The organism is Pseudorhodoplanes sp. (assembly GCF_046289595.1).
In the GTDB taxonomy this organism is placed as follows: Bacteria; Pseudomonadota; Alphaproteobacteria; order Rhizobiales; family Xanthobacteraceae; genus Pseudorhodoplanes.
Genome location: NZ_JBKBVB010000103.1, coordinates 1 through 16,077 on the forward strand (window position 1 = coordinate 1; position 16,077 = coordinate 16,077).

Sequence of the window (16,077 nt, forward strand, 5' to 3'; positions counted from 1 at the left end):
GATGCCGCAGCTGGCAAAGGCGCAGTATTACGGCGGCTATCTCAACCAGCCGCGCGGCTACGGCACGCCCTATTATGCGCCGCCCCCGCCGCCGCCTCCGGTCTATTCGCGGCCGCGGGTGGTGGTGACGCCGCCGAGCTACGGCTATGGCAGCGGTGCCTATTACGACTACCGCAAGTTCGGCGATCCGACGACGCAGGATTCGCTCACCACCTGCGCCTATTGCTGAGGGACGCAGCAGGCGGCACGCGGGGCGCAGCAACTCCGGCACATGTGCCAGCCGATGCGAGGCGTGAGATGCGGAAGCCCCTAATGCTTATCGCAAGCTCGGTATTGATCGGCACGGCGGCCGTCGCCGCGCCAGCCATCGCCGCGCCAAGTACCGCACAGGCGCGCTTCGGCGCCGGCGCGCCCGCCAACGGCGCCGTGGATGTGGCCGCCGGACAGCCCACGCAATTCAGTGCGCAACAGCGCAGCCAGCGCACACGGCGGCCGACCAGCCCGCCTCGCAGCTACGCCCGCCGCGGAATACGGCATCGCCCCATATCTATCCGGGCTCGCGCGGCGCTCTGCTGAACTGCTCGTTCTGTTGAGCGGCGGCGTCAACCTGTTTCGGCTTGTAGATGCCCTCATCAAGAAATCCGAGTGACATTCCTGGCTCCAGCGCCTGCGGTTGCCAGCCGGATGCTCTGATCGCCTCAAGCTGCGCCGCGCCGCGTCCGGCGTAATCGCCGGTGTCGCGTTGGCAGCTTTGACACGCACCTGCTTCGGGGGGGCGCGTCACACCCCGCGCTGATACAGCACGCGCCGCCTCGCCGTCGGATCGATCACCAAAGGCTTGCGCGTCCGCACGGGCGGAGCGAACGGGGGCTTCGCCTCCTTCACCGCACGGACGCGCGCCCCGGGGAGGAGCGGAAACGTCACGACCGAGATTTCCCAGAGATCGATTTCAACAAGCTTGCGCACGCGCGTCTTCGGATCGAGGCGCGCCTTCACCGTCCTGAAGCCGATCGAGAGGCCATCGGCCGCACCTTCGCGAAGCAGCGCCATCAATTCGCGCGCGCGCACCACATCGGGAATGAGACGCCCGCGCACGCGCAGGCCCCGCCAGTCCTCGACGATGTCGTGCCAGATGCCGATCGGCTCGGCCGGGTCGTGCTGGAACAGCATTGGAATGCGGCGCACGCCGCGCAGCCGTAACGTCTGGGCGAACGCGCCCGGCATGACCATATCGCGCGCCTGGTCGATCTCGCCGAACAGGCTGGCATAGCCCTCGACGCTGCCGTCTTGATGGATCGCGGCGCGCGGGTGGAACGGGGTGTCGATGGCTGAACGAGGAGCGAGCATGAAACCTCCATGCGTTGTCCCGGCCAAGTTGCGCGCAGCGCAACGCGAGCCGGGACCCATAACCACCGGCGGCGCCTATGGGTCTCCGCTTCCGCGGGGACGACAACCGATTGCAGTGATGGCTAGTCCTTGCGTCGCGCCGGACGCTTGGCCTTGCGCACAGCCGTCGCGTCGCCCGCAGCGCGCTGTTTCGACACCCGGTCGAGATGCGAGAGAAATTCGCGAAATACGGTGAGATGATCGCGCGTTGAAGCGGTCTTGCGCGTCTGCGCCGGACGCAACGAACGCATCACCGAATGCAAACGGTCCATCAGCGGCCTCCGAATTTTCTGTTGAAGCGCGACAATTCGCGCACAAAATCGTCGAAGCGGCGCATCGCGGCCGCGTATTCGCGAAGTGCAAAAATCAGAAGCGCGCTCGCCGACATCGCCCACAGGAACAGCGCCAGATGCGCGAGATCGCCGCGCTCGGCGAAGATGCGGGTCAGATCGGGCATGCACACACTCTCCGCTCGTCCGGTTTCACCTCTCCCCGCGTCACGCGGAAACCGAATTCCCGCCCTCGACCGGCGCATAGTCGGTCGCGATCCGCTTCTCGTTCAGCGTCAGGAACGGCGCTGCCGTGACCCGCGCCCACAACGCGGCGCGATCGGAGGCCAGCGCCTCAATCCGATCGGGATCGACGGCGAGGCGGACGCTGCCGCCATAAGCCGGCGCCAGCCAGTGGGACAGCGCAGCGCCGATCCGCTGCGCCAGCGGCAGCACCGTGCCGCGGAAGAAGGCGCGGTTCGCCTCCTGGTAATTTGCGTATGTGTTGTCGCCGGGGATGCCGAGCAGCATCGGCGGCACGCCGAAGGCGAGCGCGATCTCGCGCGCTGCATTGTGCTTTGCTTCCATGAAGTCCATGTCCTTGGGCGACAGCGACATCGCCTTCCATTCCAGCCCGCCTTCGAGCAAGAGCGGGCGGCCGGCATTTTGCGCACCGCGATATTCCTGTTCCAGTTCGCGCTTGAGCCGGACGAATTGCTGGTCCGACAGCACACCGTTGTCGGCACCGGAAAAGACCAGCGCGCCGGAGGGCCGCGCCGCATTGTCGAGCAACGCCTTGTTCCAGGCGGCCGCCGCATTATGGGTATCGACGGCGACGGCCGCGGCCTCCAGCGGCGCAAGACCGTAATGATCGTCGAGCGGATGGAAATGCGTCAGATGCAGGATGGGCGGCAGATCCGGCGCCGCCTCCCGCTCTTGCACAAAGCGAATGCTGCGCCCCGCCACATGATACTCGTAAGCCTCCGGCCAGCCATCGGCGCCCGGCACGACGCGCATGCGATCCGGCCGCAGCGCATGGAGTTCGCGCGGGCGCGCGTCCAGCGTCACCGCCTCGATATAGGCATTGCCGGCGAGCTGCAGATGCGCGACCACGCTTTCGAGGAAGGTCACGCCGTCCTGCCGCGGGTTGGGGCGCGCCAGGAGATCGAGCAACGGATGGCTGTCGTGTTCGGCGTCGCCGTCATAGGCGAGCCAGCTTGTCCCCGCGACATTCTCGGCGACCAGCCGCACCGCACGATGCACCACGGCATTCTTCATATAGCCTTCGCGTGCCAGTGCTGTGCTGTCGCGCGGCGTCCAGCGCGCGCGGCCTTGCGATTGAAGCGCGACGAGTTGCGCCGTGCGCGAAGCTTTCCGCTCGGGCGCACGCAGCCATTTTCCGAGATCGAACATGGGCCGCCTTGTCGAGGACAGATGTAATATGCAAAAAGGCCCGCACGATGCGGGCCTTTGTTTTCTGACGTTGAAAGATCGTTTCTGACGTTGAACGATCAGGCTGGGATAACGAGTGTCGACGGATGGCGCGGCCTAGAACACGCCAAGCAGCGCAAGAATGATGATCACGCTGAGCGGCACGCCCAGCAACCACAGAACAAGCGGCATCGTCGTCGCCCTCCTTTGATGCTTTCCGTTGCGCGGACAACGCCAAAGGCCGGATGCGGTTCCGTTCGAATTTTTCACGGATGATACGCGGTGGATGATGCGCGGCAACGGCGCGGGGGAGAGCACGACAGTTAGCCGCGGCCGCAGCTGTGGAGAATGACCAAACCGTACCCGACCAGCGTCACGCTGTCAATGACTATTTTCCTATTCCGCAATAATCAACAGCGCCAACCTAAAGGCGAGCGAAAGGACTCCTATTCCCGCCAAGATTGTGCCAAGCTTTGCGATCGGTGGTGTTGAAGCCAAGCTCACCATTGCAAAGCCGCTGGCTATTGCGCCTAAGCCTAGCAACCAGATCGCCTTCATTGTCTTCCCCGAGCGAAAGATGGCGGAACAAGGTCTCAGTCCAAAGAAGCGACTCGCTCTGTTCCTGGACGGCACCTGGAACGTCGTTAGTGACAATACGAATGTCTGGCGCCTTCGGTCGCTGTTGGCGCCGATAAGCGAGGACGGGTCGGAGCAACGCGCTTATTACAGCACCGGCCTCGGAACGAAATTCGGGGAAAGAATTCGTGGCGGCATGTTCGGTCGCGGCATCAACACAGCCATCACGACCGCCTATGAATGGCTGGTCGACAACTACGAGGATGGGAACGAAATCTTTCTGTTTGGCTTTAGCCGCGGCGCTTACACCGCCAGAAGCCTCTCCGGCTTCGTGTCCAAATGCGGGCTGTTACAGCGGGGTGCTCCGCTCGGCGTCAATCAACTGTATACGCGCTATCGTCGCAATACCCAAGAGCGAACAATCCGCGAGCTTTTGGCGGCCAGCAAGAGGCAGGATTCGAAGTTTTCTTTCGAAGAGACCTGGATGTTGAAATATTCGCGCGCCATCCCGATCAAGTTCATCGGTGTTTTCGATACCGTGGGAGCACTCGGCGTACCCTTTCCGTTCGCACGAAAAATTCTTGGCACCGCTTACCCGTTTCTGAACACCGGACTTCGTCAAAACAATGAATTTGCCTTTCACGCTGTGGCTTTCGACGAGCACAGAAAGGCCTTCAGTCCCACACTTTGGACTAACATGGGTGCAACTTCGGCGACGCCGAGGCCCATCGAAAAGACCGAGCAACGATGGTTTCCGGGTTCACATGCGAATGTCGGAGGAGGATGCTTCGATGACCCACTTTTAGAAGCTCCAGTAAGATGGCTATCTGACAAAGCGACCAAACTCGGACTCAGATTCCGAAGTGGATTCGCGAATGATCCCGCGGTCGACGCAAAGATCTCGGACTCATTTGGAGCGTTTCTCCGCGGTTGGTATCGCGTGCTGCGCCTTGGAATCCGGCATCATCGCGGGATTGATGTTCCACCGAAGTCAGAAGGACCGGGCGTCAGCGTGATCAATGAGACAATCGACGCGTCAGTTTTTGATCGTTACCGCGCAAATGCCGATTATCGACCAAAGGCGTTATTGGCTTGGGCCAAAAAGAAAGGTGTTGATTTGGCGGCAATTAAGGCTTCGGTCTCGGCCAGCGATCCAGCGAAGGAAATTCCCAAATAGAATTTTGCCGCGGCCGCAGCTGTGGAGAATGACCAAACCGTACCCGACCAGCGTCACGCTGTCAATGACTATTTTCCTAAGACGCAACACCCATGCTTCACGAAGCGTTGCGTGCCGGGCGGGCCCGCGCACGACGCCCTTTCCTTCTCGATAACCTTTGAGGCGTAGCCTTTCGAGGTACGGAACCGGAGGCTGGTCCCGCGACTTGACGGGAAAGCCAGAAAGGCTGCCAGGCCCGGCCGCCCTCTTGCGACGGAGAAACCGTCAATGACCGATCCGCATATGCCCGACCGGCCGGAAGCCGCACAGCCTTCCCCGCCGCCCGCTGTCGATACGGCACCCCCGCTCGCACCCGCTCCCGAGCAATCGCCGTGGTGGAGCGCGCCGTCCGGCAAGCCGTTCAGCATTCCCGATTTCGCGCATGAAATGCGCGCATTGTTCATGCGGCTGTTCGGCCCAGCGCAGCGCCAGCCCATCCCGGTGCGGATCAGGTCGCGCCGGCGCTGACGCCACCCGTTTAATCCTTGTGCGGGGGCTCCTGTACCGGCGTGGCCGGTGCATCCGGCGGCGGCGCTTCCCGTGCCGGCCCCCGCAGCGGCTTCTCCTCCATGCCGATCAGGAAGGCGAGCCCGAAGCACAGGATCAGCATCGCGGCGAGAAATACGAACCGGAAGGCATAGGCGAGCGCGGGCTCTGAAGCTGTGCGGGCCAACGCTTCCACCGATACCCCGCCGGAGGCGCCGATGCCGCCCAGCACGATCGCGCCGAGCAGCGCCACCGTCAGCGCCGAGCCGAGCGAGCGGAAGAAATTCAGCGCGCCGGTCGCGATCCCCATATGCCGGTCCGACACCGCATTCTGCATCGAGACGGTGGTTACCGGAAACACCGCACCGATGCCGAAGCCAGCGACCGAAAGGATCGACAGCGTCACCGCGATCGGCAGGCCGACCGGCCAGATCGCCATGGCGCCGAGGGCGAAAATGGCGAGCACGGCCCCCGCAATCGCCAGAAGCTTATAGCGCTCGACCCGCGCCATCAGCTGCCCCGCGAGCGTCGCCCCGATCACCGAGGCGCCCATCAGCGGGATCAGCGCCAGCCCGGACTGGCTGGCCGACAGATGGATGATGGTCTCGAAATAGAGCGGCACGAAAATTGTCAGCCCGACCAGAACGCCCATGCAGCAGGAGCCCGCGAGCGTCGCGGTGCGCACGATCGGATTGGCGAGGATTTGCAGCGGCAGGAACGGCTCCGTCGCGCTCACCAGCCGCCAGGCGAACAGCGTCCAGAGCAGGATCGAGCCCGCAAACAGCCCGAGCACCGGGACGCTCAGCCAGGCAAAGCGCACCCCGCCCCAGGTCAGCGCCAGCAAGAGCGCGACCGCCGCCGCCATCATGAAGGCGGCGCCCGGCAGGTCGAGGGCATGCTTTCGGTGATGCAGCGGGATGCGCCGCAGCACATTGGAGGTGAGCGCGAACGCGATCAGTCCGAGCGGCAGGTTGATCCAGAAGATCAGCGACCAGTGCAGATGCTCGGTGAGCACGCCGCCCAGCACCGGCCCGCCGACCGACGACGAGGCGAATACCGCGCCGATATAACCCTGATAGCGGCCGCGTTCCTTCGGGCTCACGATATCGGCGACGATGGTCTGGGTCATCGACATCAGCCCGCCGCCGCCGAGCCCCTGCAGGCCGCGCGCCAGGATCAGCGCCATCATCGAATTCGCCATCGCGCAGGCGACCGAGCCTGCGATGAAGATAACGATCGCCGTCAGCATCATGGTGCGGCGGCCGTAAATGTCCGACAGCTTGCCATAGAGCGGCGTGGTCGCGGTCGCGGTGAGCAGATAGGCCGTGACCACCCAGGACAGATTCTCGACGTCGCCGAAGGCGCGGCCCATGGTGGGCAAGGCGGTCGCCACGATGGTCTGGTCGAGCGCGCCCAGAAACAGCGTCAGCATCAAGCCGACAATGACGGTGCGCGCCTCGGCATGGGACAGCGTGCCGACCGGCGCCGCGGCGACTTCGGTCGTGTCTTTGCTGCGGCCTTTCGCCTTGCGCTTTGGCGCTTTCGGCGGCTGTTTCGGGCTGTGGGTCATGGCGTGTCTGTACGCCAAGCACCGGGAAGCGCAAGGCCGCAGCGGCGCAAGCGAGCTATGTCCAGCCCCTGTTGTTTCTGGCAGCGCCGATCGCCGCGCTGCCGGCCGCGCTGCCGGCCGCGCTCTTGGCCGCGCTCTTGGCCGCGCTCTTGGCCGCGCTCTTGCGCCCCGTCTTCGGCCCATCCAGCAGCACCCCGGCGCGCCGGTTGAATTCTTCCAGAAAGCTCGGCACGTCGGTGTCGATCGGATCGCCGTGTTCGTTGCGCTTCTTCTCGAACTTTTCGATCTCGCGCAGCACCCGGGTCAGGCTGGTGAGCATGCGCACATTGCGTTCGCGCTCGGCTCCGGAAAGGTCGCGTGCGGAAAGCTGGGTCTCGATCTGGCGCACCTGGCGCTCGGCGGTGCGGACCAGCCGCTTGCACAGCGAGGACGTGTCGGCCTCGCGCGGCGTCCAGCGCCGCAACAGATTGTTGCGGCGGCGCGGCAGCGGCGTGAACAACTCTCCGTCGCGGCCGAATGGTGCGCCGTCGAGACAGGCATAGAGGGTGCCGAGCGACATCTGGCAATGCGCCAGGATGCGCGAGACGGTGAAGCCCTCGGCATACATCTCGCGCGCCCGGATGACGCGGGCGCGGTCGAGCGGCGGATTGGGCTCCGGGCGGATATGGTCGGACAGGGGCATGGGAGACGATGGATTTGGAGGGTTGGCCGGTGTAGCGGCGTTGGTCGCCGAACGGGCGTTGCGCGGCGCTGGATCGTGTCAGCCACGACCTTGCCGCGCGCATGCTGCGCCCCCTCTCCCGCTTGCGGGAGATGGCTGGGGTGAAGGCGCGCGTGTATTGCCTTCCCGGCGGGACGGCGACGCGGTGGCGCTCAGCGCCGGATGCAGGTTTGGAGACTGCCGCCACCCTGCCCGAGCAGCGTCACGCTGTCAAGGATTATTTTCTTATGTCAGCCATAGACCTCGCGCCGATGGCCGACTGCCACCACCACGACGACAAGCCTGTTGTCCTCGATCGCCGCCACGATCCTGTAATTGCCGACGCGATAGCGCCAGAAACCTTTCTTGTCGCCAGTCAGGGCGCGCCCGAGCCGTCTTGGATTTTCCGATGTCGCGATACGCTGACGCAGGTATTTCACGATTGTCGCCTGCGCATCCCGTCCGAGCTTCTTTAGGTCGCGCGACGCCTCCGGCAAGAGCTCGACTTGCCAGTCAATGCCCACAAGAACGCCCCTTGTTCTGAGCCGAAATCAGCCCAGACCGAGCTCGCGTTCGAGCTGGTCGAGAGTCACGCGCTTGCCGCCCCGCTTCATGCGGCGGGTCGCGAGGTGAAAATCCTCGATGTCCTCGATATGCCGCAGGATAGCCTCGCGCGCATAATAGCTCTTGGTGCGCCCGGTTTTCTTCGCGAGAGCATCCAGGCGCTTTTCGATCTCAGGCGGCAGCCGCAGGGCAAGCATGGCATTCTCCGGTCGCTATACATGTATAGCAATTTGAGAGATGCTGCAATGGTGGGGTGCGGCGGACTAATCGAATCCGAATTCCTGTTTGAGAATAATAAAAAGCTGAGAAGCGCTGTCTCGGTCGAGCTGAATCGTTTGACTTTGCTTACCAGGGTTCTGACGGCCTTTACTGCCATAGGTATCGATTTGGAGCAGTACGCGGCCATCTCGCTCAAACGGAATGTAGTCTGCCTCGATCACGCCATGTGCCGACATTCGTTCGCGTTGTGGCTTTCGATTAAACTTCCTAATAAGTGCCATTTTGACCTCAACGTATGCATAGAATTCCAAACTATGATCCGATCGCTGACGCACAGAATGCGGCCTAAACGACCACATATCATTTGCGCCACTTGCAGCCCGGTCATATCTCCACATACGATCGCAAAAGTTTCACAATCAGCCGCACATCACAGCCCCCTCAAACCACCGCCTCGACATCCGTCGCACCGAAATCCGTTCCTTTGAATAGCAGCGGCTCCGCTTCGGACACCGCCAGCGCATAAGCTGCGCAATCACCGAAATTCAGCGCGGCCGCGTGCCGGCCCTTCCCGTATTTTGCAAAAGCATCGCGCGCGATATCGGCCTGATGATCGTCAAAGGGAACGACGGCCGGCGCGATCAGGGCGATCAATGCGTCGAGATCTGCCGCAGCAGCCGGCCCGAACCGGGCGAGCGCAACCATGCGCGCTTCAAGCTTTGTCACGGCCGAAACGAGACGGCGCGGATCGGCTGCGATCGCCTGCGCAAAGGCGTCCGCTTCCGGTTCAAGCCGCAACAACGCGATCAGCGCCGAGGTATCGATCACCATCAGCGCCGCTCATGGCCTTGCGGGTGAGGATGCATCAAGCATGTCGTCGTAACCGAGAATCTCGTCATCGCTGCGGGTATCGATCATCGGATGCCGGCTGCCGCGTTCGCCGATCTCCCGCAAGGCACGAAGAAACGCCTCGCGGCTTTCCTTCCGCGGACGTTTGCGCTCGCGCTCGACTTCCTTGCGCAGCGCGTCGGTCACGACTTCGGTGATGCCCTGCTTGCGCCGTCGCGCCAGTTCGCGGGCCAGGCGCTCTGTCTCCGCATTCTTGATATTGAGGGCCATCGGGAACCACCGTAAGCGCGAATTCTTCCTTCTTCCTGTAATTCTTCCTCCCGCTGGAAGCAAGATTTCCCTTTATATGAGCCTTGTTTCCATCGGCCTATCTGGAAACCGGCTTTTTCCCAGCGGCGCGCGAAGTGCTCGCTCCCCCCTTCCCCACCCGCTTCTTTCCCGCGCCCTTCGGCACCCGCCCCGGCCAGGCCACCACCCAGTTTTCCAGCTCCTCGTCGGGCACGACGCTCTCGCAGGCGCCAACCCGGCCGCGCACCGAAATGCCGGCGGCATGCACGGTGTCGGGGTCGCCTGACACCAGCGGGTGCCACCAGTACAGATCCTTGCCCTTGGCGAGGAGGTCGTAGGCGCAGGTCGGCGGCAGCCAGTCGAGGGAGCGCACTTCCTCCGGCGTCAGCCCGACGCAGTCCGGCACTTGCTTGAGCCGGTTGCGGTAATCCGTGCAGCGGCAGGTGTCATGGTCGAGCAGCTTGCAGGCGACGTTGGTGAAATAGAGCTTGCCGGTATCTTCGTCCTCGATCTTGTTAAGGCAGCAGCGGCCGCAGCCGTCACACAGGCTCTCCCACTCGCGGCGGGTCATCTGTTCGAGGCTCTTGCGCTTCCAGAACGGCGTGTCGTCCTTCACGGCGTGCTCATGATCCCTGTCGCGGCCGCCCCGGACGGCGCGGTTCGGCGCAAATCCTGCCAGTTTGCGGCGGCGGCGGTAAGGCGCTGCCAATCATTGCCGGACGCTCTGCCGCGTCCTCTGCTCCGGCCGCTTGCCAAAGCTCTTGCCGAAGCCCTTGCCGTCCCTTGCAGAATCGCCGCGCACGCGCATTTTACCCTTATCCGCAATTTCGACACGCTCTGTGGCTTCCTTGGCATGGAACGGCCCCGCCGGATCGGATAGACATGAGGCGATTTGCGGACATTTTTGCAAAGTCGCCAGCGCCTTAGCACAAGCGCGCCTGAGCACAAGGAAGCCCGCGTGGCTGAGCGCAAGAAACCGACTTTCGCCGAATATGTGCGGCGCTTCTTGCTCGATCTCGATGCCCGCATCGATTCCGGGCTGTTCGAGGCCGGGCGCTGGGCGCGCGAGCTCTACGAGCGCTTCATCACCTTCATGGACCGGTTCCATGTCGCCGGCTGGAAGCGCTGGCTGCTGGTCGAGCCGGCCTCCGAAGCCGCCACCATGGGATCGGCCGGGCTGGTCTTGGCGCTGGCGCTGGCGCTGCCGGCCTTCTACGAGACCTCCGACGAGGACTGGCTGAAGAAGAGCGAACTCGCGGTGCAGTTTCTCGACCGCTACGGCAACGAGGTCGGCGCGCGGGGCATCAAGCACAACGATTCGATCCCGATCGAGGAATTTCCCGATCATCTGATCAAGGCGACACTGGCCACCGAGGACCGCCGCTTCTACGACCATTTCGGCATCGATGTGCCGGGCACGCTGCGCGCGCTGGCGGTCAATGCGCAGGCCGGCGGCGTGGTGCAGGGCGGCTCCTCCATCACCCAGCAGCTCGCAAAGAATTTATTCCTAAGCAATGAGCGCACCATCGAGCGCAAGGTGAAGGAAGCCTTCCTTGCGATCTGGCTGGAGACTCGCCTGACCAAGAACCAGATCCTGAAGCTCTATCTCGACCGCGCCTATCTGGGCGGCGGCGCCTTCGGTGTCGATGCCGCCGCGCAATATTACTTCAACAAGTCTGCCCGCGACGTCACGCTAGCGGAAGCAGCGATGCTCGCCGGGCTGTTCAAGGCGCCGACCCGCTATGCGCCGCATATCAATCTTCCGGCGGCGCGCGCCCGCGCCAATACCGTGCTCGACAATCTGATCGAAGCCGGAATGATGAGCGAAGGTCAGGTGTTCGGCGCCCGGCGCAATCCGGCCGTCGCCGTCGACCGGCGCGACGAACGCCAGCCGAACTATTACCTCGATTACGCCTTCGAGGAGATGAAGAAGCTGGTCGACCAGCTGCCGAAGACCGTGACCGAACGTGTCTTCATCGTGCGCACCGGACTGGACGTCAATCTGCAGCGCCAGTCCGAGAACGCCGTCGAGGAGACGCTGCGCGAATATGGCCGCCAATATGGCGCGCGCCAGGCGGCGACCGCCGTCTTCGAAAACGACGGCACCCTGCGTGCGCTGGTCGGCGGTCGCGACTATGCGGAAAGCCAGTTCAATCGCGCCACCGACGCCTATCGCCAGCCGGGCTCCTCGTTCAAGCCCTATGTCTATGCCGCGGCCTTCATGCACGGGCTGAAGCCGACGACCGTGGTGTCGGACAGCCCGGTCTGTATCGGCAATTGGTGTCCGCAGAATTACTCGGGCGGCTTTTCCGGCTCGCAGACCCTGACCACGGCGCTGGTCCGCTCGATCAACACCATCCCGGTGCGGCTGTCGATCACCGTCGGCAACGGCAATCCCAGAGCCGGCCGCAACAAGATCGTTGCTCTCGCCAAGAGCATGGGGCTGCGCACCCCGCTGCCCGATACGCCGTCGCTGCCGATCGGGGCTTCGGAAGTCACGGTGTTCGACCACGCCGTCGCGTTTGCGGCTTTCCCCAACGGCGGCATGGCGGTCACGCCGCATGCGATCCTCGAAGTGCGCAGCGCCACCGGTGAGCTGATCTGGCGCTTCGACCGCGATGGACCAAAGCCGCGCCGCGTGATGCCCGAGCAGGTGGCCGCCGACATCAACATGATCCTCAACCAGGCGGTCGAAGCCGGCACCGGCCGCCGCGCCATTCTTGAGGGTGTGCGCGCCGCCGGAAAGACCGGCACCACCAATGCGTATCGCGACGCCTGGTTCGCCGGCTACACCGGCAACATGGTTGCTGCGGTCTGGTTCGGCAACGACGATTATGCCCCGACCAACCGCATGACCGGCGGCTCGCTGCCGGCCATGACCTGGAAGAAAATCATGGCCTATGCGCACCAGGGCATCGAACTGAAACCGATCCCGGGCGTGCCGCCGCATCCGGGCACCGTGGGTCCGGCGGTCGCGGCGGCGCCCGGTGCGCGTCCTGAAGATGAAATTCCGCGGCCGATTCTGCTCACCAAGAAGGGCGCCGACGTTCTGGTCCGCATCGAACGCGCGCTCGAGGAGGCGAGCCGTTCGCTCGCCCCGCCGGCCGTCGCCGACCGCACCGCCGAGACATCGCCGCAAACGCCCGCGGCCTCAGGAAGCCGCGACGGCGTTGTTGCAGCCACCGACGGGGCCGCCCGCCCCGTCCGCGGCAATTGACAAGCCGTGAGGCGATTTTCTATCGCTTCGCCTGACCTCATTCCGGGCCGGGATTTACCGTGCATTTGCTCATCGGATTGCTGCTGGCATTCGCGGTCGCGGCATCCGTCGGCTTAGGCGCGACCCTGTACACCTTGCAGGGCGGGCCGCCTTTCGGCGCGTTGTCGGTCGGACCGTGGACCGCCTGGCCGCGCATCGGCACCGCTGAGATCGACCCTTACGCCCGCGCGCTGATCGTGCGCAGCGGGGAACTCCCGGTCGGCGCCGGCGACGGCATCGCCTTCATGGCGACGCGCGACGACGATGGCGCGGTGCTGGATGGCCGCTGCGATGTCGAACTGACCGGCATCACCCCGCAGGCGCGGTTCTGGACGCTGACGCTCTACGACGAGGACGGCCAACTGGTCGGCAATGCGCTGAACCGCCACGGCTTCACCAGCCAGGAAGTGGTGCGCAAATCGGACGGCGCCATCGAGATTGCGGTTGCGCCGCGCGCCCGCGCCGGAAACTGGCTGCCGACCGGCGGCATCGAGCGCTATGTGCTGATCCTTCGCCTTTACGACTCGCCGGTCGGGGTCGCGACACGAACCGGCCGGGAAACGCCGATGCCCACGATCAAGGTGCGGTCGTGCGCATGAGACCCTGTCCGAGGCAACCGGCATGACACGCTGGCTGATGTGGATCGCGAGCGGGCTGCTGCTCGGCGGCATCGTGCATTTCGCCACGATTCTTTACCTGCCGCGTACCGCCACGCAGCATGCCTATGCGCGGCTCTCGGCGATCGCGCCCGTCAATTCGGTCTTGGCGCTGCCGGTCCCGGCAGCCGGAAACCTGGCGCTGCCGTTCATGGACCCGGCCTTTGCCGCCGCGGTTTGCCGCTACGATCTGCGGGAGGCGCCGCTGAAGCTGACGACGCCGGTCAGTCCGGCCTATACCTCGGTCACGTTCTACACCGACCAGGACATCGCCTATTACGCCATCAACGATCGTGCCGCCGGCCGCCGTACCATCGAGCTTGACCTGATGACCGCGGCGCAACGCGCCCAGCTTCCGGACGACGAGGACATCGCAGCGGCGGATCGCCTGATCGTCGAATCCCCCACGCTGCGAGGCTTGATCGTGATCCGTGCGCTGGCGCCGGAGCCCGGCATGATGACGGCGGCGGTCGCCGCGCTTGCGGGCGCGCGCTGCGAGCCGCAGCCGCTGTAAGCTGCGAGAATTATTTGCTGACCGGCGGAGCTGCCGATGCGGCCGCTTTCGGCAGCCACGGACCCATCGAGCCGCGCGGTACCAGCGCTGCCTCGGCAATATTGGCGCGCATCAGATTGAGCTGGCGCTCGACTTCGGCGGCCTGCGGCGACGGTGCGATAACGACAAGCTTTTCGAGCGCGAAGTTGTAGGCGTAGGTCCGTTCCATCAGGGACTGATGAACCCAGCGCGCGATCAGCGCATTTTCGGTCATGCGCGCGACCGCATTGCCGTGCTCGCGATTGCCGAGATTGGAGACATAGCGCAAGGCTTTGTCGCGCCGGGCATCCATATCCGACACCACCCGCGCCACCCGCGCGAACGGCCCGATCCGGACATTGTCGTTACGGATGTCGCGAATGAGCCGCGCATAATAGGTCTCGGTCGAGCGTGCGGGAACGGCGAACATTTCCGCCGTATAGGCGGCCTGGTCGTAATACCACCAGGTCTGCAGAAACATGCCGGACAGGCCGTATTCGTTCAGTACACTGTACCAGCGTTGCCGGTCGTAGGGCGGCTCGATCAGCGGATAGGCGAGATCGCGCAGCGTCCGTTCCTCGTCGGTCAGCGGGAAAGCGGATTCCGCCTCGCCGTATCGCTCGGTGACGGCGGGGCCCATCCAGCGGTGAATGTCGTCGGAGCGCAGGGTCGGCCGCACCCGGCCGAAATCGGTATTGAGACAACCGATGATCGGAAGACAGAGCAGGACGCGGACCTTGTGCAGCTTCACGACCGCGACGCCCGTTTGCGGCGCTTGTTGCCGCGCTCGCCGCCATTCGCCGGGTGAAGCACCGGCCTCTTGGCCGGCGCATCGCCGTAACGATCGATGCGAATGACCGGAAGAATCACCACTTCACACCGGCTCTTCCCGGCGCCTGACGGCCGTGTCCGGGCTCCGGCATTGCCTGTCGGGAATTCGATCACCACGCCCATGATTCGCCCCACCCTCCGCTTCGCAGCGACGCCGCCTTCGGGCGGATTAAGAAACGCTCAAGGTTAACGGTCCGCTAACGCGCGTTGGATAGGGTGACGCCCGGAAGAACGCTCCGGGTGGCCTCACGTGCAACGTCTTACTCTCGACAATCTCGACAACCTGACCGGCCTTGCGGGCCTTGCGCAACGCAGCGGCGTCGACATCAAGCCGACATTGCTGCGGGTTCTGACCGATCTGTACATCCAGAAGATGCCCCATACGCCTCAGGAGGAGCAGCATTTCACCGAGCTGGCGCTGCGCCTGATCGAGGTCGTTGACCAGGCGACCTGCGCCGCCGTGGCAGCGCGGCTGCGCACGCATCCCGACGCGCCCGCCTTGGTCCTGGAGCGGCTCGAGCGCATGGAAGCACGGCCGCAAAAGCAAACGCCGCAGGGCAGTGTCGAACTGTTCGCAGAGACCTCGCTCGACGACGACCTCGGCCTGTTCGAGCCGCCGGCACCCGCCGCCCCCGCGCCCGCCGTCCAGCACACGGCGCCGCAGGTGCAGCCCGCGCCCGCGCCGGACATCCGCGCCATCGACTACATCGCGCAGCGCGAGGCTTTCTTCTCCGCCTCATCCGAGGAGCGCCGCCTGATCCTCGCAAGCCTTGAGCCGGTGGCAGACCAGGATGTGCCGCTCGCCCAGGAAACCAATATCATCCGCTATCTCGAACAGGCCGCGCTCGCCGGACGCGCGCAGGAATTCACCACCCTGCTGCAGCAGGGCCTCGGCATTTCGCGCGCCCTCGCCCGCCGCATCGTGACCGATGCCGAAGGCGAACCATTCGTCGTCTCGGCCAGGGCGCTGGTGATGCCAACCGACGTTTTTCAGCGCATCCTGATGTCGCTCAATCCGGCGATCGGACATTCGGTCAACCGCGTCTTCGATCTCTCGGACCTGTTCCTGCAATTGCCGGAGCCGTCCGCGCATCACCTGGTTTCGATCTGGCGCGCCGCTGACCGGAGCGAGGCGCGCAGCGTCCTGCATCGTCGGGTGCACTGGGACGAAACACCGGCCGATATGCGACGGAGCGCGCCGGGCGAGGAGCGCCGCACCGAAACCATCGCTTCGCCGGCGCGGCTGCG

At 64.4% G+C, this 16,077-nt stretch carries 19 protein-coding genes and 1 pseudogene; 7 read left to right on the top strand and 13 right to left on the bottom strand.

Annotated elements, in window-relative coordinates; translation table 11 throughout:
- A pseudogene (locus tag ACK41X_RS18035) lies at positions 1-229 on the top strand (hypothetical protein); the annotation flags it as partial.
- Positions 230-780: 551 nt separating this feature from the next.
- On the opposite strand, the gene ACK41X_RS18040 reads toward ACK41X_RS18035, so the two are convergent.
- The 4 genes from ACK41X_RS18040 to ACK41X_RS18055 form a co-directional block, all read right to left on the bottom strand.
- A complete protein-coding gene (locus ACK41X_RS18040; protein WP_409726165.1) occupies positions 781-1,347 on the bottom strand; it encodes an HK97 family phage prohead protease in 567 nt (188 codons plus the stop codon).
- Positions 1,348-1,469: 122 nt separating this feature from the next.
- Entirely contained in the window at positions 1,470-1,658 is a 189-nt protein-coding gene (locus tag ACK41X_RS18045; protein ID WP_409726167.1) for a hypothetical protein, read from the bottom strand.
- The gene (locus ACK41X_RS18050) at positions 1,658-1,843 is read right to left on the bottom strand and encodes a hypothetical protein (RefSeq protein ID WP_409726169.1); all 186 of its coding nucleotides are present in this window, start codon (positions 1,841-1,843) and stop codon (positions 1,658-1,660) included. Before ACK41X_RS18050 ends, ACK41X_RS18045 begins: the two co-directional genes overlap by 1 nt.
- A 40-nt stretch (positions 1,844-1,883) precedes the next feature.
- Complete coding sequence (locus ACK41X_RS18055; protein ID WP_409726171.1) at positions 1,884-3,068, bottom strand: phage portal protein; 1,185 nt, start codon at positions 3,066-3,068, stop codon at positions 1,884-1,886.
- A gap of 481 nt (positions 3,069-3,549) precedes the next feature.
- Here ACK41X_RS18055 and ACK41X_RS18060 point away from each other — a divergent pair, with 481 nt between their 5' ends.
- Both ACK41X_RS18060 and ACK41X_RS18065 read left to right on the top strand, forming a co-directional pair.
- Complete coding sequence (locus ACK41X_RS18060) at positions 3,550-4,839, top strand: DUF2235 domain-containing protein (protein WP_409726173.1); 1,290 nt, start codon at positions 3,550-3,552, stop codon at positions 4,837-4,839.
- A gap of 267 nt (positions 4,840-5,106) precedes the next feature.
- Positions 5,107-5,346 carry a hypothetical protein gene (locus tag ACK41X_RS18065; RefSeq protein WP_409726175.1) on the top strand — a complete coding sequence of 80 codons (240 nt, stop codon included), beginning with the start codon at positions 5,107-5,109 and terminating at the stop codon, positions 5,344-5,346.
- A 10-nt stretch (positions 5,347-5,356) separates the two neighbouring features.
- Here the strand turns inward: ACK41X_RS18065 and ACK41X_RS18070 are convergent, their stop codons facing one another.
- The 8 genes from ACK41X_RS18070 to ACK41X_RS18105 all read right to left on the bottom strand — a co-directional run bounded on the left by ACK41X_RS18070 (position 5,357) and on the right by ACK41X_RS18105 (position 10,170).
- Entirely contained in the window at positions 5,357-6,934 is a 1,578-nt protein-coding gene (locus tag ACK41X_RS18070; protein WP_409726177.1) for an MDR family MFS transporter, read from the bottom strand.
- A gap of 55 nt (positions 6,935-6,989) precedes the next feature.
- On the bottom strand, positions 6,990-7,616 hold the full coding sequence (locus tag ACK41X_RS18075) for a hypothetical protein (RefSeq protein ID WP_409726178.1): 627 nt from the start codon (positions 7,614-7,616) through the stop codon (positions 6,990-6,992).
- A 269-nt stretch (positions 7,617-7,885) separates the two neighbouring features.
- Positions 7,886-8,158: a type II toxin-antitoxin system RelE family toxin gene (locus tag ACK41X_RS18080; RefSeq protein WP_409726180.1), complete on the bottom strand. Its 273-nt coding sequence runs from the start codon at positions 8,156-8,158 to the stop codon at positions 7,886-7,888.
- 27 nt (positions 8,159-8,185) lie between these two features.
- Positions 8,186-8,395 (bottom strand): TraY domain-containing protein, encoded by a 210-nt coding sequence (locus ACK41X_RS18085; protein ID WP_409726182.1) that lies wholly within the window; start codon positions 8,393-8,395, stop codon positions 8,186-8,188.
- A gap of 66 nt (positions 8,396-8,461) precedes the next feature.
- Complete coding sequence (locus tag ACK41X_RS18090; RefSeq protein ID WP_409726184.1) at positions 8,462-8,728, bottom strand: methionyl-tRNA formyltransferase; 267 nt, start codon at positions 8,726-8,728, stop codon at positions 8,462-8,464.
- Positions 8,729-8,858: 130 nt separating this feature from the next.
- A complete protein-coding gene (locus ACK41X_RS18095) occupies positions 8,859-9,248 on the bottom strand; it encodes a type II toxin-antitoxin system VapC family toxin (protein WP_409726186.1) in 390 nt (129 codons plus the stop codon).
- Between the two features lie 9 nt (positions 9,249-9,257).
- A complete protein-coding gene (locus ACK41X_RS18100; RefSeq protein WP_409726188.1) occupies positions 9,258-9,536 on the bottom strand; it encodes a type II toxin-antitoxin system VapB family antitoxin in 279 nt (92 codons plus the stop codon).
- A 97-nt stretch (positions 9,537-9,633) separates the two neighbouring features.
- The gene (locus ACK41X_RS18105; protein WP_409726190.1) at positions 9,634-10,170 is read right to left on the bottom strand and encodes a YcgN family cysteine cluster protein; all 537 of its coding nucleotides are present in this window, start codon (positions 10,168-10,170) and stop codon (positions 9,634-9,636) included.
- A gap of 342 nt (positions 10,171-10,512) precedes the next feature.
- Here ACK41X_RS18105 and ACK41X_RS18110 point away from each other — a divergent pair, with 342 nt between their 5' ends.
- The 3 genes from ACK41X_RS18110 to ACK41X_RS18120 are packed head-to-tail and all read left to right on the top strand — an operon-like array spanning position 10,513 to position 13,980.
- On the top strand, positions 10,513-12,771 hold the full coding sequence (locus ACK41X_RS18110; protein ID WP_409726192.1) for a transglycosylase domain-containing protein: 2,259 nt from the start codon (positions 10,513-10,515) through the stop codon (positions 12,769-12,771).
- A gap of 59 nt (positions 12,772-12,830) precedes the next feature.
- Positions 12,831-13,409 (top strand): DUF1214 domain-containing protein, encoded by a 579-nt coding sequence (locus tag ACK41X_RS18115; protein ID WP_409726194.1) that lies wholly within the window; start codon positions 12,831-12,833, stop codon positions 13,407-13,409.
- Positions 13,410-13,431: 22 nt separating this feature from the next.
- Positions 13,432-13,980 carry a DUF1254 domain-containing protein gene (locus ACK41X_RS18120; protein ID WP_409726196.1) on the top strand — a complete coding sequence of 183 codons (549 nt, stop codon included), beginning with the start codon at positions 13,432-13,434 and terminating at the stop codon, positions 13,978-13,980.
- Positions 13,981-13,990: 10 nt separating this feature from the next.
- Here ACK41X_RS18120 and ACK41X_RS18125 read toward each other — a convergent pair whose 3' ends face one another.
- Complete coding sequence (locus ACK41X_RS18125) at positions 13,991-14,749, bottom strand: hypothetical protein (protein WP_409726198.1); 759 nt, start codon at positions 14,747-14,749, stop codon at positions 13,991-13,993.
- Positions 14,750-15,079: 330 nt separating this feature from the next.
- Between ACK41X_RS18125 and ACK41X_RS18130 the strand changes: the two genes are divergently transcribed.
- On the top strand, positions 15,080-16,077 hold a 998-nt coding region (locus ACK41X_RS18130), incomplete at its 3' end, for a hypothetical protein (RefSeq protein WP_409726200.1).